General features: G+C 71.4%; 22 protein-coding genes. 6 read left to right on the forward strand and 16 right to left on the reverse strand.

All coding sequences use genetic code 11. The features are described 5' to 3' along the window. Both PROKR_RS07930 and PROKR_RS07935 read left to right on the forward strand, forming a co-directional pair. Positions 1-563: cytochrome P450 (locus PROKR_RS07930; RefSeq protein ID WP_157601967.1), on the forward strand; the 563-nt coding region annotated here is incomplete at its 5' end. Further along, a complete protein-coding gene (locus tag PROKR_RS07935) occupies positions 560-1009 on the forward strand; it encodes an SRPBCC family protein (RefSeq protein ID WP_036961663.1) in 450 nt (149 codons plus the stop codon). The genes PROKR_RS07930 and PROKR_RS07935, both read left to right, overlap by 4 nt. Positions 1010-1032: 23 nt before the next feature. On the opposite strand, the gene PROKR_RS07940 is transcribed toward PROKR_RS07935, so the two are convergent. From PROKR_RS07940 to PROKR_RS07985, 10 genes are all read right to left on the reverse strand, one after another. Beyond that, positions 1033-1821 (reverse strand): GvpL/GvpF family gas vesicle protein, encoded by a 789-nt coding sequence (locus PROKR_RS07940; RefSeq protein ID WP_036961666.1) that lies wholly within the window; start codon positions 1819-1821, stop codon positions 1033-1035. Continuing rightward, positions 1818-2129 carry a gas vesicle protein K gene (locus tag PROKR_RS07945; RefSeq protein ID WP_211240067.1) on the reverse strand — a complete coding sequence of 104 codons (312 nt, stop codon included), beginning with the start codon at positions 2127-2129 and terminating at the stop codon, positions 1818-1820. Before PROKR_RS07945 ends, PROKR_RS07940 begins: the two co-directional genes overlap by 4 nt. Beyond that, a complete protein-coding gene (locus PROKR_RS31455; protein ID WP_211240068.1) occupies positions 2122-2778 on the reverse strand; it encodes a gas vesicle protein in 657 nt (218 codons plus the stop codon). The genes PROKR_RS07945 and PROKR_RS31455 overlap by 8 nt, the downstream gene beginning before the upstream one ends. Further along, complete coding sequence (locus tag PROKR_RS37825) at positions 2775-3209, reverse strand: gas vesicle protein (RefSeq protein ID WP_281171681.1); 435 nt, start codon at positions 3207-3209, stop codon at positions 2775-2777. Before PROKR_RS37825 ends, PROKR_RS31455 begins: the two co-directional genes overlap by 4 nt. 61 nt (positions 3210-3270) lie before the next feature. Continuing rightward, positions 3271-3573, reverse strand: coding sequence for a gas vesicle protein GvpO (gvpO, locus tag PROKR_RS07960; protein ID WP_036961675.1), 303 nt, complete (start codon positions 3571-3573; stop codon positions 3271-3273). Continuing rightward, complete coding sequence (locus PROKR_RS07965) at positions 3566-3817, reverse strand: gas vesicle protein GvpG (protein ID WP_036961678.1); 252 nt, start codon at positions 3815-3817, stop codon at positions 3566-3568. Before PROKR_RS07965 ends, gvpO begins: the two co-directional genes overlap by 8 nt. A gap of 3 nt (positions 3818-3820) precedes the next feature. Further along, entirely contained in the window at positions 3821-4555 is a 735-nt protein-coding gene (locus PROKR_RS07970) for a GvpL/GvpF family gas vesicle protein (protein WP_036961680.1), read from the reverse strand. Positions 4556-4581: 26 nt separating this feature from the next. Beyond that, positions 4582-5061 (reverse strand): gas vesicle protein GvpJ, encoded by a 480-nt coding sequence (gvpJ, locus tag PROKR_RS07975; RefSeq protein WP_036961683.1) that lies wholly within the window; start codon positions 5059-5061, stop codon positions 4582-4584. A gap of 7 nt (positions 5062-5068) precedes the next feature. Continuing rightward, complete coding sequence (locus PROKR_RS07980; protein ID WP_157601958.1) at positions 5069-6046, reverse strand: SRPBCC family protein; 978 nt, start codon at positions 6044-6046, stop codon at positions 5069-5071. A gap of 54 nt (positions 6047-6100) precedes the next feature. Then, the gene (locus PROKR_RS07985) at positions 6101-6766 is read right to left on the reverse strand and encodes a hypothetical protein (RefSeq protein WP_051432777.1); all 666 of its coding nucleotides are present in this window, start codon (positions 6764-6766) and stop codon (positions 6101-6103) included. 222 nt (positions 6767-6988) lie between these two features. Between PROKR_RS07985 and PROKR_RS07990 the strand changes: the two genes are divergently transcribed. Together PROKR_RS07990 and PROKR_RS07995 are read left to right on the forward strand one after the other, a co-directional pair. After that, entirely contained in the window at positions 6989-7408 is a 420-nt protein-coding gene (locus PROKR_RS07990) for a CBS domain-containing protein (protein WP_036961686.1), read from the forward strand. A gap of 102 nt (positions 7409-7510) precedes the next feature. Next, positions 7511-7693: a hypothetical protein gene (locus PROKR_RS07995; protein WP_036961687.1), complete on the forward strand. Its 183-nt coding sequence runs from the start codon at positions 7511-7513 to the stop codon at positions 7691-7693. 22 nt (positions 7694-7715) lie between these two features. Here PROKR_RS07995 and PROKR_RS08000 read toward each other — a convergent pair whose 3' ends face one another. After that, a complete protein-coding gene (locus PROKR_RS08000) occupies positions 7716-8855 on the reverse strand; it encodes an iron-containing redox enzyme family protein (RefSeq protein ID WP_084800315.1) in 1140 nt (379 codons plus the stop codon). A gap of 170 nt (positions 8856-9025) precedes the next feature. Between PROKR_RS08000 and PROKR_RS08005 the strand changes: the two genes are divergently transcribed. Both PROKR_RS08005 and PROKR_RS08010 read left to right on the forward strand, forming a co-directional pair. Continuing rightward, positions 9026-9247: a CDGSH iron-sulfur domain-containing protein gene (locus PROKR_RS08005; RefSeq protein WP_036961689.1), complete on the forward strand. Its 222-nt coding sequence runs from the start codon at positions 9026-9028 to the stop codon at positions 9245-9247. 48 nt (positions 9248-9295) lie between these two features. Continuing rightward, on the forward strand, positions 9296-9694 hold the full coding sequence (locus tag PROKR_RS08010) for a CBS domain-containing protein (RefSeq protein ID WP_036961691.1): 399 nt from the start codon (positions 9296-9298) through the stop codon (positions 9692-9694). Here PROKR_RS08010 and PROKR_RS08015 read toward each other — a convergent pair. The 5 genes from PROKR_RS08015 to PROKR_RS08035 form a co-directional block, all read right to left on the reverse strand. Beyond that, a complete protein-coding gene (locus PROKR_RS08015; protein ID WP_036961693.1) occupies positions 9657-10463 on the reverse strand; it encodes a glycosyltransferase family 2 protein in 807 nt (268 codons plus the stop codon). The two genes, PROKR_RS08010 and PROKR_RS08015, sit on opposite strands and share 38 nt — an antisense overlap. Then, positions 10453-11028: a DUF2238 domain-containing protein gene (locus PROKR_RS08020; protein ID WP_036961695.1), complete on the reverse strand. Its 576-nt coding sequence runs from the start codon at positions 11026-11028 to the stop codon at positions 10453-10455. Before PROKR_RS08020 ends, PROKR_RS08015 begins: the two co-directional genes overlap by 11 nt. A gap of 88 nt (positions 11029-11116) precedes the next feature. Next, positions 11117-11458: a rhodanese-like domain-containing protein gene (locus tag PROKR_RS08025; RefSeq protein ID WP_036961697.1), complete on the reverse strand. Its 342-nt coding sequence runs from the start codon at positions 11456-11458 to the stop codon at positions 11117-11119. Then, positions 11455-11718, reverse strand: a complete 264-nt coding sequence (locus tag PROKR_RS08030; RefSeq protein ID WP_036961699.1) for a hypothetical protein — start codon at positions 11716-11718, stop codon at positions 11455-11457. The genes PROKR_RS08025 and PROKR_RS08030 overlap by 4 nt, the downstream gene beginning before the upstream one ends. Then, on the reverse strand, positions 11715-12197 hold the full coding sequence (locus tag PROKR_RS08035; RefSeq protein ID WP_036961701.1) for a membrane protein: 483 nt from the start codon (positions 12195-12197) through the stop codon (positions 11715-11717). The genes PROKR_RS08030 and PROKR_RS08035 overlap by 4 nt, the downstream gene beginning before the upstream one ends. Positions 12198-12468 lie beyond the last annotated feature (271 nt).

Genomic DNA, 12468 nt, shown 5'->3' on the forward strand with positions numbered 1-12468 from the left:
GGGCCGCGACCCTCCGGGCGCTGGCGGTCGTCGCCGCCCGGCCCGAGGTACGCGCTCGGGTCCTTGCCGAGGTGGCGCCCGGTGTCGAGCCCGCGTTGCTGCCGTACGCGCGCGCCTGCGTGCTGGAGTCGCTGCGCCTGTGGCCGACGACGCTCGTGGTGCTGCGCGACTCGACCGGCCCGACCACCTGGGGTGAGCGCACCCTGCCCGGCGGGACCGGGTTCGCCGTCGTGAGCGAGTTCTTCCACCGCGACCCGGATCGGCTCGACCATGCCGACGGCTTCGCCCCCGAGGCCTGGCTGGACGGCCGCAACAACGCCGACTGGGGGCTGGTGCCGTTCAGCGGCGGCCCGGTCTCGTGCCCGGGCCGGAACGTCGTCCTGCTGGTCACGTCGCACCTGCTCGCGCACCTGGCCGCGCACGATCTGCGGGTCGAGCGCGGGCGCTACCTCGCGAGCGACCCGCTCCCGGCCACGGTGGACCACTTCGGCCTGCGGTTCGGGCTGCGAGTCGACGGATCCGCCCCGACGGTAGAAGAACCCGAGAGAAGGAGCAGCGCATGACGAGCATCATGAAGTCCGTCGACGTCGACGTCCCGGTGCGGACGGCGTACAACCAGTGGACGCAGTTCGAGGAGTTCCCTCGGTTCATGGGGGGCGTCGAGGAGATCCGTCAGATCGACCCGACGCTGACCCGCTGGAAGACGAAGGTGGGCGGCGTCGAGCGCGAGTTCGACGCGCAGATCACCGAGCAGCACCCGGACGAGCGCGTGGCGTGGAAGAGCGTGTCCGGACCGGAGCAGGCCGGTGTCGTCACGTTCCACCGGCTGAACGACGAGCAGTCGCGGGTCACGGTGCAGCTCGACTGGACGCCGGACGACGCCGTCGAGAAGATCGGCAGCGCGCTGCACGTGGACGACCGCCAGGTCCAGGGTGACCTCGATCGGTTCAAGGAGTTCATCGAGGGCCGCGGCACCGAGGACGGGGCCTGGCGCGGCGAGGTGCGCTGACCGGTCGCGCTCGACAAGAGGCCTCAGCCGGGCTCGTCCGGCGGAGCCGTCCTGAGGATGTCGGCGAAGGAGTAGGGGGGCCAGGGCCCGAGGTAGCGGATGCGCGCCCCGGGTTCTGCCTCCTGGATCGCCGTCAGCGCCGCCCCGACGTCCTGCACCGCGTCCGCCCGGACGAGCAGCGAGGCGGACAGCACGAGAGCGGTGTCGGGGCCGGGGCGTGCCCGGCGATTCTCGTCGAGCTCGTCGCTGACCCCCTTCAGGATCTGGTGGTAGCCGTCGTACCGCTCACGGGCCACGGCCTCGCTGATGTCGCGCTCCAGGTGGTCCAGTCGCTTGCGGAGCAGGCGCTGGACACCCGGTGGGCGATCGTCCAGCTCGGTTCGCGCCGCGACGACGTCCGGATGCCGCCCGGCCGTCAGATGGTGGTCCAGCCCGATCTCCACGCGCAGCTCGACCCGCCCGGACAGCGCGTCCAGGCGGTCGCGCAGGCTGTCGGCGTGCGTTGCGAGCCAGTCCTGCAGCCGGTGATGCGCGGTCATCGCTCCCTCCGGCGCGACGATCACGTTGAACGTGGCCGGGAGGATCGTCCCGGTGAGCCGCCACACCCGCTCGACCGCGGTGCTGTGCTCCACCACCCACCGCTCGACGTCGGCATCCGCTCCCTGGTACGGCTCGCCCTCGTGGTCGTGCACGAGCGCCGCCACGCCCGGTGGCCCAGGCACGGCGTGCAGCGGCAGCCCGTCGATACCGGTCCCGAGGTCGGCGGGCGCGGTGCCCACGATGCCGTAGAGATACAGGTGGTCGGCGGTCATCGAGGCGCCCCGTCGGGCTCCTGGACCCACCGCGCCGGGTTGGCGAGGCGGTCGACGAGGTCACCGACGACGTCGTCCAGACCCCGCCTGAGGTCCGCGACCGACGCGGTCAGCCCGTGGTCGTCCTTGATCTGCGTGATGGCCTCGTCGAGGTCGAGCAGCGCCTGCCCGAGGCGCTCCTGCTCGTCGTCGGTGAGCTCGCCGCCCTCGATCCGTCGGATCGCCTGGCTCTCCAGTGCTTCCTCGATGACCTCGACCAGCGTGACGACCAGGGTGAGCAACCCGTTCTTGAGGCTCGTCTCATCCACCTGCATCGTCGCCGTCCCCTCGGGGGTTCGGGCCGGGTGCCCCGACTCCGTCGACGGGCTGGGCGAGAGCTCCCGCACGGAGCGTGTCGTAGAGCCTCCGGGGCGCCGCCGCGGTCAGCAGCGCGGGTCCTTGAGGGGTGACCACGCACACCCGCAACCGGTCCGCTCCGCCCACGCTCGCCTCGGGACGCAGCTCCACCGCGGTCACGTCGCGCAGAGCCACCTGCCACAACAGCTCGCGCGGGTCCGGCCGCCAGACCAGCAGCCGCCCCGAGGTGACGTAGACGATCCCTGGTCGCCAGGTCCGGAACGGCGACTCCTGAAGGTGTCCGCCGGACAGGCGCAGCACGATCTCCTCGCCGTCGAGCAGGGGTACCTCTCGGTCGGCGCCACTGCGGCCCGACCGGCGGATCTGCTCGTCCCAGCCCTGCATGAGACCGTGCTCGAGCATCGTCTCGACGCCCGCGACGGCAGCCCGCAGACTGACGCCGATCAGCGGTACGTCGGCGACCGTGATGACGAGGTCGAGGTCGAGGTAGACGCCCTTGTCGAGCACGACGTCAAGGAGGTCGGACAGGCCGGCGCGAAGGTCGTGGGTCGGCTCCATCCCGTTCGCGGGGGCGACGGGCGACCGGAGATCGGCGGTCACTGTGGTTCCTCCTGATCGGTGATCTCACCGGCAGCGCGCTCGGCCAGTGCGCTGCGCCAGCCGCACCAGGGGCAGAGGTCCTCGAGCAGCTGCTTCCTGGGGGAGGACTTGCCGCACCTCGGGCACGTCTCCTTCTGCTCGATGGCACGCCGCCACGCGATCGTCTCGGTGTTGGTGCCGGCGGGAAACTCCAGCCCGTAGCGCGCCGCGGTCTCGAAGGACGCGAGGGCCGCCCGGATCCGGATGCCCAGGAGCTCCACGCCTGCCAGCGACACCATGATGTCCGCGTTGACGACCAGGCCCTTGTCCAGGAGCGTCTCGATCACGTGGTCGAGGGAGCCGTTCGCATCGTGCTGCGGAGCCATCACGCGTGACCTGTCGGGCACTCGTCGCGGCTCCATCGAGCTACCCCGGTCGCCGACGGTGCTCATCCGTGATCACCTCCTCCGAGTGGGCACGCGGTCCGGAAGGTCGCCCGCCGCCGGACGCCGGTCACCCCTCCTCCGTGCGGCCGCGCACGTACCGCGACCGGCGCCGGTAGCTGGTCAGCTCGCCCCCTGCGTCGAGCTGCACCTCGTACTCCGCCATGACATCGGCGCTGCTCGGTACGTGCGGGTCCTCGACCACCTCGATGACGACGGTGAACGTGCCGTCCTCGGACCGGATCCCCACGATGCTCTCGAGCTCGCGGGTGATGAGCTGCGAGAGCTGCTCCGCCGCCCTGCGGGCCGCCTCGGTGGCGGTGAGGGGGCGACCGCGGGTCCGGTCATCGACCTGCTCGTCGGCGTCACCCATGGCTCTCCCTGCTTCGCCGGTTCGCCTCGATCAGCCGCGTGATCAGGTGTTCCTCCAGCGCATCAGCCTCCGCGTCGTCGAGATCGCCGCTGTCCCGGGCCAGAGCGACCTCTTCGAGCTGGCGTCGCAGGGCCCCGGCGTCGTAGTACTGGCGCTCGGCCTCGTCGAGCACCTGCTCCGCGATCCAGACCGTCCCACGGACGGGAGCCAGCGGAAGCGACAGGAGACCGGAGAGAATGCCCATGACTCACCCCTCGCCCACGAGGTCGACGAAGTCGTAGGGCGCCTGCGGCCCGACAAGCCGGAACGTGGCCCGCCCCCAGGCGCTCGCGGCCAGCTTCTCGAGCGCTGCCTCGAAGGCGGTCAGCTCGGTCCGTCGTACGAGCACGGCCACCTCCACCACGTCCTCGACGAGTTCGGTCTCGTGCTCCTGGAGCTCGATCGCGAACGGTGCGAGCTCGTGGCGCAGAAGGGCCACGTCGTGCTCCCGCTTGCGGGCGAATCCCTGGACGATGAGCTCGCCGAGACGGATCCGGGCCTGGTAGGCCGTGTCGGTCGGCAGCACCTGCAGGAAGGAGCGCAGCTCGGCGATCTCGGTGTCCTCCGTGATCAGCTCGGTGAGCACCGTGTCGGTGACATAGCGGACCTGGAGCGTGAACTGGGCGAGTCCGTCCAGCCGGCGCAGCGCCGCGGCGAGCGACGCGCGCCGTTCGGCTGGAAAGGCGTCGTCCACCGCTCCCTCGTCGAGCACGGCGGTGCCGAACTTCAACGGGAGGACCGGGTGCTCAGCGGCCACACCGTCGAGGACCGCGGTGTAGGCGCGTACCTCGGCGGGCATCCCGATGACCTCCGCCTCGGGGATCTCGGAGGTCAGCGCGGCGATCTGGCCCAGCCCGACCAGGCGCACCCCGCCCGCACCGAGGCCGTCGACGTCGTCGGGCACGTCGGTGGTGGGAAGGACCAGACCGTAGAGGTAGAGCATGGTCGGCTCACCGGTGGACGGGGGACTCAGCGGGAGCGTTCACCGGAGACGCGCCGGCGGGGCCTGCGCTGCTCACGGCGTCGTGGGACGGGCTCGGTATCGGCATCGTCGTCGCCCTCGTCCTCGTCGGATGGCGTGTCCTGGGACTCGTCCTTGTCCTCGTGGCTGCCCACGAGGGCTTCCTTGGCGCTCGCCAGCACCCCCTTGGTCTTGCCCTTCGCTCCGCTCCGGGAGACGTCCTCCACGAGCTCGGGCAGGTCCCGACCTCCGGTCTTCGCCAGGTCGAGGCGGTTGGTGGCCTCGGCGAAGCGCAGGTAGGTGTCCACGCTCGCGATGACGATGCGTGCGTCGATGGTGATCACCTCGATCCCGACGAGCGACACCCGTACGAAGGCGTCGATCACCAGGCCCTTGTCGAGGATGATGTTGATGACGTCCGCCAACGACGAGGACGACGGACGTTGGAGGTACCCCGAGCTCCGGGGTCGGGTACTCAGTTCGGTCATGGCGCGCCTACCTGTTCTCGGACCCCGTGTCCTCGGTCTCTTCTTCTTCGTCGCCCTCTTCCTCTTCGTTACCCCCTTCCTCTTCCTCTTCCCCTTCGTCGCCCTCTTCCTCGTCCCGGGCAGCCTGCTCGTCCTCGACGACGTCCTGGTGGCTCCGGATCATCTCCTCGTCCCGGATCTCGGCGCGAAAGCCCTCGTCCTCCTCCGGCCGCAGGACCGACTCGGTCATGACGTGCCGGACGAAGTACTTCAGCTCCAGGCGCACCCGTCTGTTCACCGCCCGCCAGATGTTCCCGGTCTTCTCCATGAAGCCCTGGGGGTAGTACGACACGACGAGGACGAGACGTGTCAGGTCGTCGGCCAGCTCGTGGAACGTCACGACCCCGCTGAGATGTCCTTTGGCCCCGCTGGACTTCCAGACGATCCGCTGGTCGGGCACCTGATCCGTGATGACGGTGTCCCACTGCCGATGGGACCAGAACACCTGCCCCTTGAGCTGGACCTCCCCGGACTCCTCGTCGAGCTCTGTGTGCTCGACCTTCTTCATGAACTCCGGCCACTTCTCGTACGACGTCCACGCGTTGAAGACGACCTCGACCGGCGCGCCGACGTCGATGGACTCGACGATGTTGTTGAAGGCGAACTTCTTGCCGCCTCCGCCACCTCCGCCGCTCCCGCCGCCGAACGTCTCCTTGACCTTGTCCTTGACGCCCGCCACGGCCGCGGACAGCCCTGCCTTGACGGGTGAGGCGCCCTGCGCGAGCTGCTCGGCGCCCTTCGCGGCCGCGGTCGCCTTGGCCCCTCCGCCCTCGCCGGACCCGTTCGCGTAGTCGGTGAGACGCTCGCTCAGCCCGCTCACCCGGTCGGTGAGGCTGTCGACCGCATGGTTCGCCAGCGCCTTGACGTATCCGCCGGCCGACTCCTTGAGGGCAGTGAGCGGCTGCGAACCTGCGCGGTCCGTCGTACCGGTGGACTCGTTGCTCATGGAATGCTCCTTTCCGGCGCCGACCTCGTCCGTCGGCATCGTGTCCGGGCCCGATCAGCGGGAGCCGGACCTCCTCGCGGAGCTGGTGCCCGACGACTTCCTCGCCCGGGTGCCCGAGCTGCTCTGTTTCGAGGTGCCCTGCTTGGAGCTGCTCTGTTTCGAACTGCTCTGTCTCGAGCCACTCTGCGCCGAGGAGCGCGAGGAGCGGGCCCCGCCGGACGTCGAGCTTCCCCGGCTGCTCCGCTTGGCGGCCGGCGCCTCCTCGTCCTCCTGGGCCGGTTCGTCCTCCTGGGCCGGCTCTTCCTCGTCCGACGGCTCCTCGGTCTCCTCATCGGCCGACTCCTCGTCGGCCGGCTCCTCGGTCGGCTCGGGTGACTCCTCGGGAGCGTCCGCGGGCTCGTCCTCGTCCGGACCGTGCTCGGCTTGCCGGGCGCTCGCGCGTTTCTCCAGGTTCGAGACGAGCCCGTCGACCCGTTTGGTCGCCGCCGCGACAGCGGCGGTCTTCCCTGCTTCGACGAGCCGGCCGGAGAGCTCGTCGGTGAGCTTCTTGACCGCGGGGGAGGAGAGCACGGAGCTGCCGGTCTTGAGGAGATCCGGGTTGGACCGGAGCTCTCTGACGGCGAGTGCGCCGGCAACGGCCAGCGCCAGCTTCATCCTCTTGGTCCGTCCCAGGACGTACCCACCGAGCAGGACCGCTGCGAACTTGAGCTTGTCGTCCATGGTGATTCCCTAGAGACCCTGAGGAGCAGACGACGCGCCGTCGCGCCGTGGGGGGTCCGCATTTTCAGGCTAGCACCGAGGTTTTGGGGTCGCGTCCCGGGGCCAGGAGCTCGCCTCCGGCGATCAGGGCTCGCACCTGACATTGCGAGTGCCGCGCCGCGGGCACAGGGTGAGTACGCCGGTGAAGCAGCCCGCCGTCGTCCACCACGTGAGGAGCGCGCGATGACCCAGCAGACCGTCGCTGACGTCATGACCCCGTCGCCGACCACCGTCGACATCACCGACACCCTCCGGACCGTTGCACAGACGATGGCCGAACAGGACATCGGAGCACTCGTGGTCCGCGCCGGCACCGCCGCCGTGGGCATCGTCACCGACCGCGACCTCGTCGTACGCGGGCTGGCAGCCGGACTCGCCACAGACACCCCCGTGCAACAGCTCGTGACGGGCCAGGTCGTCACCGTCGGACACACCGATCCCGTCGAGACCGCGGTAGAGGTGATGCGCAAGGCCGCGGTTCGTAGAGTCCCTGTCCTGGACGGCGACACCCTCGTCGGGATCGTCTCCATCGGTGACCTCGCCCTCGAGCGCGACCCGACGTCGGCGCTCGCGGACATCTCCCGGTCGGAGCCCAACCGGTGAGCCGAGACCTGCTGATCCGTCCGGTCCGACCCGCAGGAACCTGACGCGGCCGCATCCCGGCAGGGGCCGGTACCGGCCCGACCACGCAACGGAGGAGTGAGCATGGAAGACGACGACCGCCGCCCGGCGCCGACCGAGGACACCGGGTCCACGTCCGGCGGACATGTGCCGTCCAAGGAAGAGGCGGACCGGCTGAAGCCACACCCGGACCGGCCCGGGATCCCGGGCGAGGATCCGGAGGACAACCCGGACGAGGAGGGCGAGGACCGCTTCGACGCGGGCTAGGCGACGCGGGACTGGTCCGCGCTCAGCTGCCTGACGTCGAGACGTCGTCCAGCGGAACCAGCAGGGAGGAGTCGCCCCTCTTCCAGCGGTCGAGTGCGAAGGCGGCCACGTCCCCTTCGATCGCCAGGCAGGCAGCGGCGCCCAGGAGGATGTCGTCCCGCAGGCCTGGCTCCTGCTCGGCAAGGCGGCCGGCCAGGTCTCGGCCGGCGATCTGCTCGTGCACCGCGTCGGCCTCGACGTGCTCGTCGAAGTAGCGGGTGGTTTCCGCGTCGTGGCCGAGCCGGCGAAAGCCGTTGCCGTACAGCCGGCTGGGGATCGACGACGTCATCTCGTACGCCGCCAGGTGTCCTACGATCGCGCCCCGGAGCCGTCGGTGCAGACCGAACAGCGACATCATGTTGAGCGCGGCGAGCACCGGGACGGGCACTGCGTCGACGTACCGGCCGTACGCGTCGTCGAGCCCGGCGCCGCGCATGGTCCGGGCAAAGAGCTCCGCATGCATGTGACCTGCCTGGCCACCGCCGTACTCGTCCGTCTGGATCTCGACCAGCGCGGCCTTGGGCGCGCCGGCGAGCCTGGGGATGGCCCACGTGTGCGGGTCGGCCTCCTTGAGCTGGTAGAGCGACTTGAGCACGAGGTACTCGCGGGCCTGCTCGGAGTCGGCGTCCTTGGCGACGTAGCGCGCCAGGCTCGGTGCGTCGTCGGCCGCGAGCTGGAACAGGCGCCGGGCCACGCCCGCGGCGTCCGTCTCCGCGCAGCTCGGCTGCCCGGCGCGGGATCGCACGGCGGCCTCGAACGGGCGCTCCAGCGACTGGCGGACGGCGAGCAGCCCGGGCTCCCACTCCCACGCGTCGTCAACCTCGTCGACACCGCGGTGGTGCAGCTCGTACAGCACGGTGAGCGTGAGCTGAACGTCGTCGTCCTGGAGGACGTCGTGGCCTCGCCGGACGAGATCAGCGGCGGCTTCGCGCAACGTCGCGACACCCGCCTGCGAGTCCTGGGTGGGTGGTCCGGCGGTGAGCGTCGCGAGGAGGGCGGCGCTCAGTGCACCGCGGGCTCGTGGAAGCGGGAGGCGCCGGGTCCGGCGTGCCTCCTGCTCCGCCACGCCGTGCGTAGCGCGGTCCTGCGTCTGCGAGGACGTCCTGGCGGTCACGGCAGTCATGGAAGCTCCCTGCGTGGTGTGGTGCGCGGCGGCCCGTCGGGGTTGTCGCGTCATGGTGTGCACGGAGCCGCCTGCTCGCAAGGGGACGAGCCGGGACGCGCGAGGTTGCGAGTGGCAGCGATCGTCCTACGTTGAGGAGGAAGTCATGAAGGACGGTTCTTGGGGGTGGCATGACGGAATCAGCAAAGGGCGCACCCACCGACGGGGCGACCGTCGTCGCGTGTCCCGACGGTCCGCTACTGGTGCGCGGCTCCTTCACGGTCGTGGACCAGGCCGGCGAGCCCGTGCCGCGCAGTCGCGCGACCGTGGCCCTGTGCCGCTGCGGTGGCACCGCCATCGCACCCTGGTGCGACGGCACGCACAAGGTGAACGGGTACCGGTCCGACGGCTGACCGCGCACCGGCGAAACGGTCTCGACCGACGACAGGAAAGGGCGCGTCATGGACCATCCGCTCGTAGCCGACTTCATGACTCCGGTACCGGCCACGGTGGAGGCGACCGAGACGCTGCGCCAGGCCGCCCAGGAGATGGCCGAGCACGACATCGGAGCACTGGTCGTGCGGGCAGGGCGCAGGGTGGTCGGAGTCGTCACCGACCGAGACCTGGTGGTGCGCGGTCTCGCCGCCGGGCTTGGGGCGGACGCCACCGTGCAGCAGGTCACGAGCGGCCAGGTCGTCACCGTCGGCCACGCCGACCTCGTCGAGGGCGCGTTCGACATGATGCACGCCGCCGGGGTCAGCCGCGTCCCGGTCCTGGACGGAGACACGCTCGTCGGAATCCTCACTTTCGGCGACCTCGCGATCAGACGTGACCCGACGATCGCGCTCGTCCCCTGGTGAGGCTGCTCGCCCCGACGTTACGGCGGCGGGGCCGTCGCAGCGTGCGCCACCAGCGGTCCCACGGGGGAGACACCTGCCAGTTGAGGCCGAGGGTGTGCCAGGCGCGGTCGAGGCGTCGACGTCGTTGCCGCCTCCCGCGCAGGCTGCGTGCCGAGACCCCCACACGCCACGAGTGGAGCAACCGGATGCGCCGGGCGGGTCCGCACCGGAACGCGAGGTCAAGGTCGTCGTGCACCTCGGGATCCTCCCGCACGGCGTCCTGGCGTACGGCCTGCCACGTGCGCGCGCGCATCGCCATGCACGACCCCCAGAGCGCGGTGTGCCCGAGCGCAAGATGGGCGAGCGCGTAGTACGACCCCAGATACGCCAGACAGGACGCCCTCCGTAGGCCACGCGGCGCGTCGTAGAACTGGCCGGTCCCGGTGAGGGCGTCGAGCTCCGGGTCGGCGGCCATTCGTTCGACGACCGTCCGGACCCAGTGCGGCCCCGGCCGCGAGTCGGCGTCCAGGCGCGCGATGACGTCGCCCTTGGCGGCGTCGTATCCTGCTGCCGCGGCGGCAGGGATGCCGACCCGGGGTTCGCCGACGACCACGGCGCCCCAGCGGTGCGCCACGGCCGCGGACGCGTCGGACGAGGCGTTGTCGACGACGACGACCTCCAGCGGGCCGACGGACTGACGTGCGAGCAGGGACAGGCAGACGTCCAGTGCCCGGGCGTCGTCGCGCACGGGCACCACCACGGAGACCGTCAGGTTGGGGTCAGCGGACATCGTCGGTCCCCTGACCGGCTCGCCGGACGGCGATGACGACGCCGGCGGCCAGCGCGCCGAGCAGGCCGAACGCGAGGTCGCCGACCGTGTCCGCGTACCCGACGCGGATCTCCTCGTCGACGTAGGTGTACCCGGCCCACTCCCCGAGCTCCCAGAGCAGCGCGCCCAGTGCGCCCACTGCCGTGGTCGTCACGACCAGGCCGGCGCGCGCCCAGCCGCCGGACGCCTGGGGCGCCACCAACCGCGAGCGGACCAGGGCGAGGACACCGACGGCGGCGACGAGGCCCGTGCAGACGGCGTGCACCAGGAGGTCGAGCCACGGGACGGCTTCGTACCACCGGAGCAGTGCCGCCCAGGCCGCCAGCAGGAGGCAGCTGCCGAAGCAGACGTCGAGCACAGCGCGCAGACCCAGGAGACGGGGGACGAGTGCCCCGCCGAGCACGAGGAGGAACAGTGCCACGGCCGGACCGCCGAAGGTCGCGCCACCGACCACGATGCTGACCGCCACGGCGGCCCGCACCACGTCGCCCGGCAGGAGCAGGTGCTCGACGGTCGTGCCGCGCATGGCCCTCCGCGGGGTCGGGAACGGTGGCACCCAGTTTCGCACCGAGCCCGGTCACCCGCACCAAGCGCTGACGCCGGAGGCGCGGGTGTCAGCCCACCCGCTCGCCCTCCAGCGCTCCGCCCGCGGCGCGCCACGCCATCAGGCCGCGGGCGAGGCTCACTGCGTCGAACCCGAGCTCGGTCAGGAGGTTGGCCGCGCCCCGGGACAGCAGGCCGCCGGTGCAGAACGCGATCAGCACGCGGTCCTCGGGCAGTTCCTCGGCGCGGCCGGCCAGCTCGTCCAGCGGCAGGTGCACCGACCCGGGCACGTGGTGGTTGCGCCACTCCCGCTCGCGGCGCACATCCACCACCAGCGCGCCGTCCTCGATGAGCCGGAGCGCCTCGGCCACACCCACCTCGGGCGGACGGCGAACATAGTGGCGCAGACTCACCGGCGTGCCTCCCGTCGCACGTTCACCAGCGTGAAGACGCCGCCGAGCACCGGGACGAGCGCCAGGAGGCGCGTGCGGAGCAGGAGCCCCTGGCCGAGCAGGGCCGTGACCACCACCGCCAGGTAGAGGGCGCCGTGCGTGGGCCCGAGCGCCGACGCGACGCCGTCGACGTGCACCGTGGCCAGGTTGGCGAGCAGGGCGGCCACGCTCACCAGCTCCAGCACCGAGAGCACCTCGAGGGTGCGTAGCAGCGGCCTCATACCGACCCCGGCCGCACGACCATGAGCACCACGACGGCGGCCCACAGCAGGTTGAACAGGCCGGTCAGCATGCTCAGCCCACGCAGTCGGGCTGCGTCGTCGGGGACCTCCAGCACGGCCCGCTGGGCCGGGGCGATGCGCAGCGCGAGCAGCCCGCCCGCGACGGCCGTGAGAACCATCGCCACGATGACCCAGACCTCGCCGAGTCGCCCCTGGACGGCCGCCAGCACGAGACCGAGCACGGGTACCACGAGGGCCAGGACGCCGTAGACGCGGGTGACGCCGTGCAGCATCCGGGCCACCGAGGCGCTGCGCTCGTTCCGGACGGCGGTGCCGGGCGAGGCGGGCGTCGCCGAGGCGCCGGCAGCAGCGTCGGCCGTGACCGGCGCGAAGCGTGGGAACAGGCTCGTGGTCACCGCCACGGGGCCGACGAACAGGATGCCCGCGAGCACGTGCGCGGACAGCAGCAGATTCTCCATACCTTCAGCCTAACTGAAGGATGGCCATGCTTCAGACCGTCTGAAGGTTGCGTGCTCCCGGAACGGACGGGCCGTTCCGGTTCGCCGGACCGAACCCGCCTCCCCGCGTCATCCGTTCCGCGACATGCGCTCCTCGATCTGTCGTCGCAGTCCCTCGGTGAGCACGGGGTACTCCTCGGCGAACCGGGCGTCGAGCGCGGCGACCCGCTCCGCCGCCTGCTCCAGGAGCCGGTCGCCGGCGGCGGTGACCCGCAGCCGAGAGGCCGCCCCG

Source organism: Promicromonospora kroppenstedtii DSM 19349 (assembly GCF_000515355.1).
GTDB classification, from domain to species: Bacteria; Actinomycetota; Actinomycetes; order Actinomycetales; family Cellulomonadaceae; genus Promicromonospora; species Promicromonospora kroppenstedtii.

Coding starts and splice junctions, on each gene's coding strand:
- PROKR_RS07935 (WP_036961663.1), top strand. CDS start 560: ATGACGAGCATCATGAAGTCCGTCGACGTCGACGTCCCGGTGCGGACG.
- PROKR_RS07940 (WP_036961666.1), bottom strand. CDS start 1,821: ATGACCGCCGACCACCTGTATCTCTACGGCATCGTGGGCACCGCGCCC.
- PROKR_RS37825 (WP_281171681.1), bottom strand. CDS start 3,209: ATGAGCACCGTCGGCGACCGGGGTAGCTCGATGGAGCCGCGACGAGTG.
- gvpO (WP_036961675.1), bottom strand. CDS start 3,573: ATGGGTGACGCCGACGAGCAGGTCGATGACCGGACCCGCGGTCGCCCC.
- PROKR_RS07965 (WP_036961678.1), bottom strand. CDS start 3,817: ATGGGCATTCTCTCCGGTCTCCTGTCGCTTCCGCTGGCTCCCGTCCGT.
- PROKR_RS07970 (WP_036961680.1), bottom strand. CDS start 4,555: ATGCTCTACCTCTACGGTCTGGTCCTTCCCACCACCGACGTGCCCGAC.
- gvpJ (WP_036961683.1), bottom strand. CDS start 5,061: ATGACCGAACTGAGTACCCGACCCCGGAGCTCGGGGTACCTCCAACGT.
- PROKR_RS07980 (WP_157601958.1), bottom strand. CDS start 6,046: ATGAGCAACGAGTCCACCGGTACGACGGACCGCGCAGGTTCGCAGCCG.
- PROKR_RS07985 (WP_051432777.1), bottom strand. CDS start 6,766: ATGGACGACAAGCTCAAGTTCGCAGCGGTCCTGCTCGGTGGGTACGTC.
- PROKR_RS07990 (WP_036961686.1), top strand. CDS start 6,989: ATGACCCAGCAGACCGTCGCTGACGTCATGACCCCGTCGCCGACCACC.
- PROKR_RS07995 (WP_036961687.1), top strand. CDS start 7,511: ATGGAAGACGACGACCGCCGCCCGGCGCCGACCGAGGACACCGGGTCC.
- PROKR_RS08000 (WP_084800315.1), bottom strand. CDS start 8,855: ATGACTGCCGTGACCGCCAGGACGTCCTCGCAGACGCAGGACCGCGCT.
- PROKR_RS08005 (WP_036961689.1), top strand. CDS start 9,026: ATGACGGAATCAGCAAAGGGCGCACCCACCGACGGGGCGACCGTCGTC.
- PROKR_RS08010 (WP_036961691.1), top strand. CDS start 9,296: ATGGACCATCCGCTCGTAGCCGACTTCATGACTCCGGTACCGGCCACG.
- PROKR_RS08015 (WP_036961693.1), bottom strand. CDS start 10,463: ATGTCCGCTGACCCCAACCTGACGGTCTCCGTGGTGGTGCCCGTGCGC.
- PROKR_RS08020 (WP_036961695.1), bottom strand. CDS start 11,028: ATGCGCGGCACGACCGTCGAGCACCTGCTCCTGCCGGGCGACGTGGTG.
- PROKR_RS08030 (WP_036961699.1), bottom strand. CDS start 11,718: ATGAGGCCGCTGCTACGCACCCTCGAGGTGCTCTCGGTGCTGGAGCTG.
- PROKR_RS08035 (WP_036961701.1), bottom strand. CDS start 12,197: ATGGAGAATCTGCTGCTGTCCGCGCACGTGCTCGCGGGCATCCTGTTC.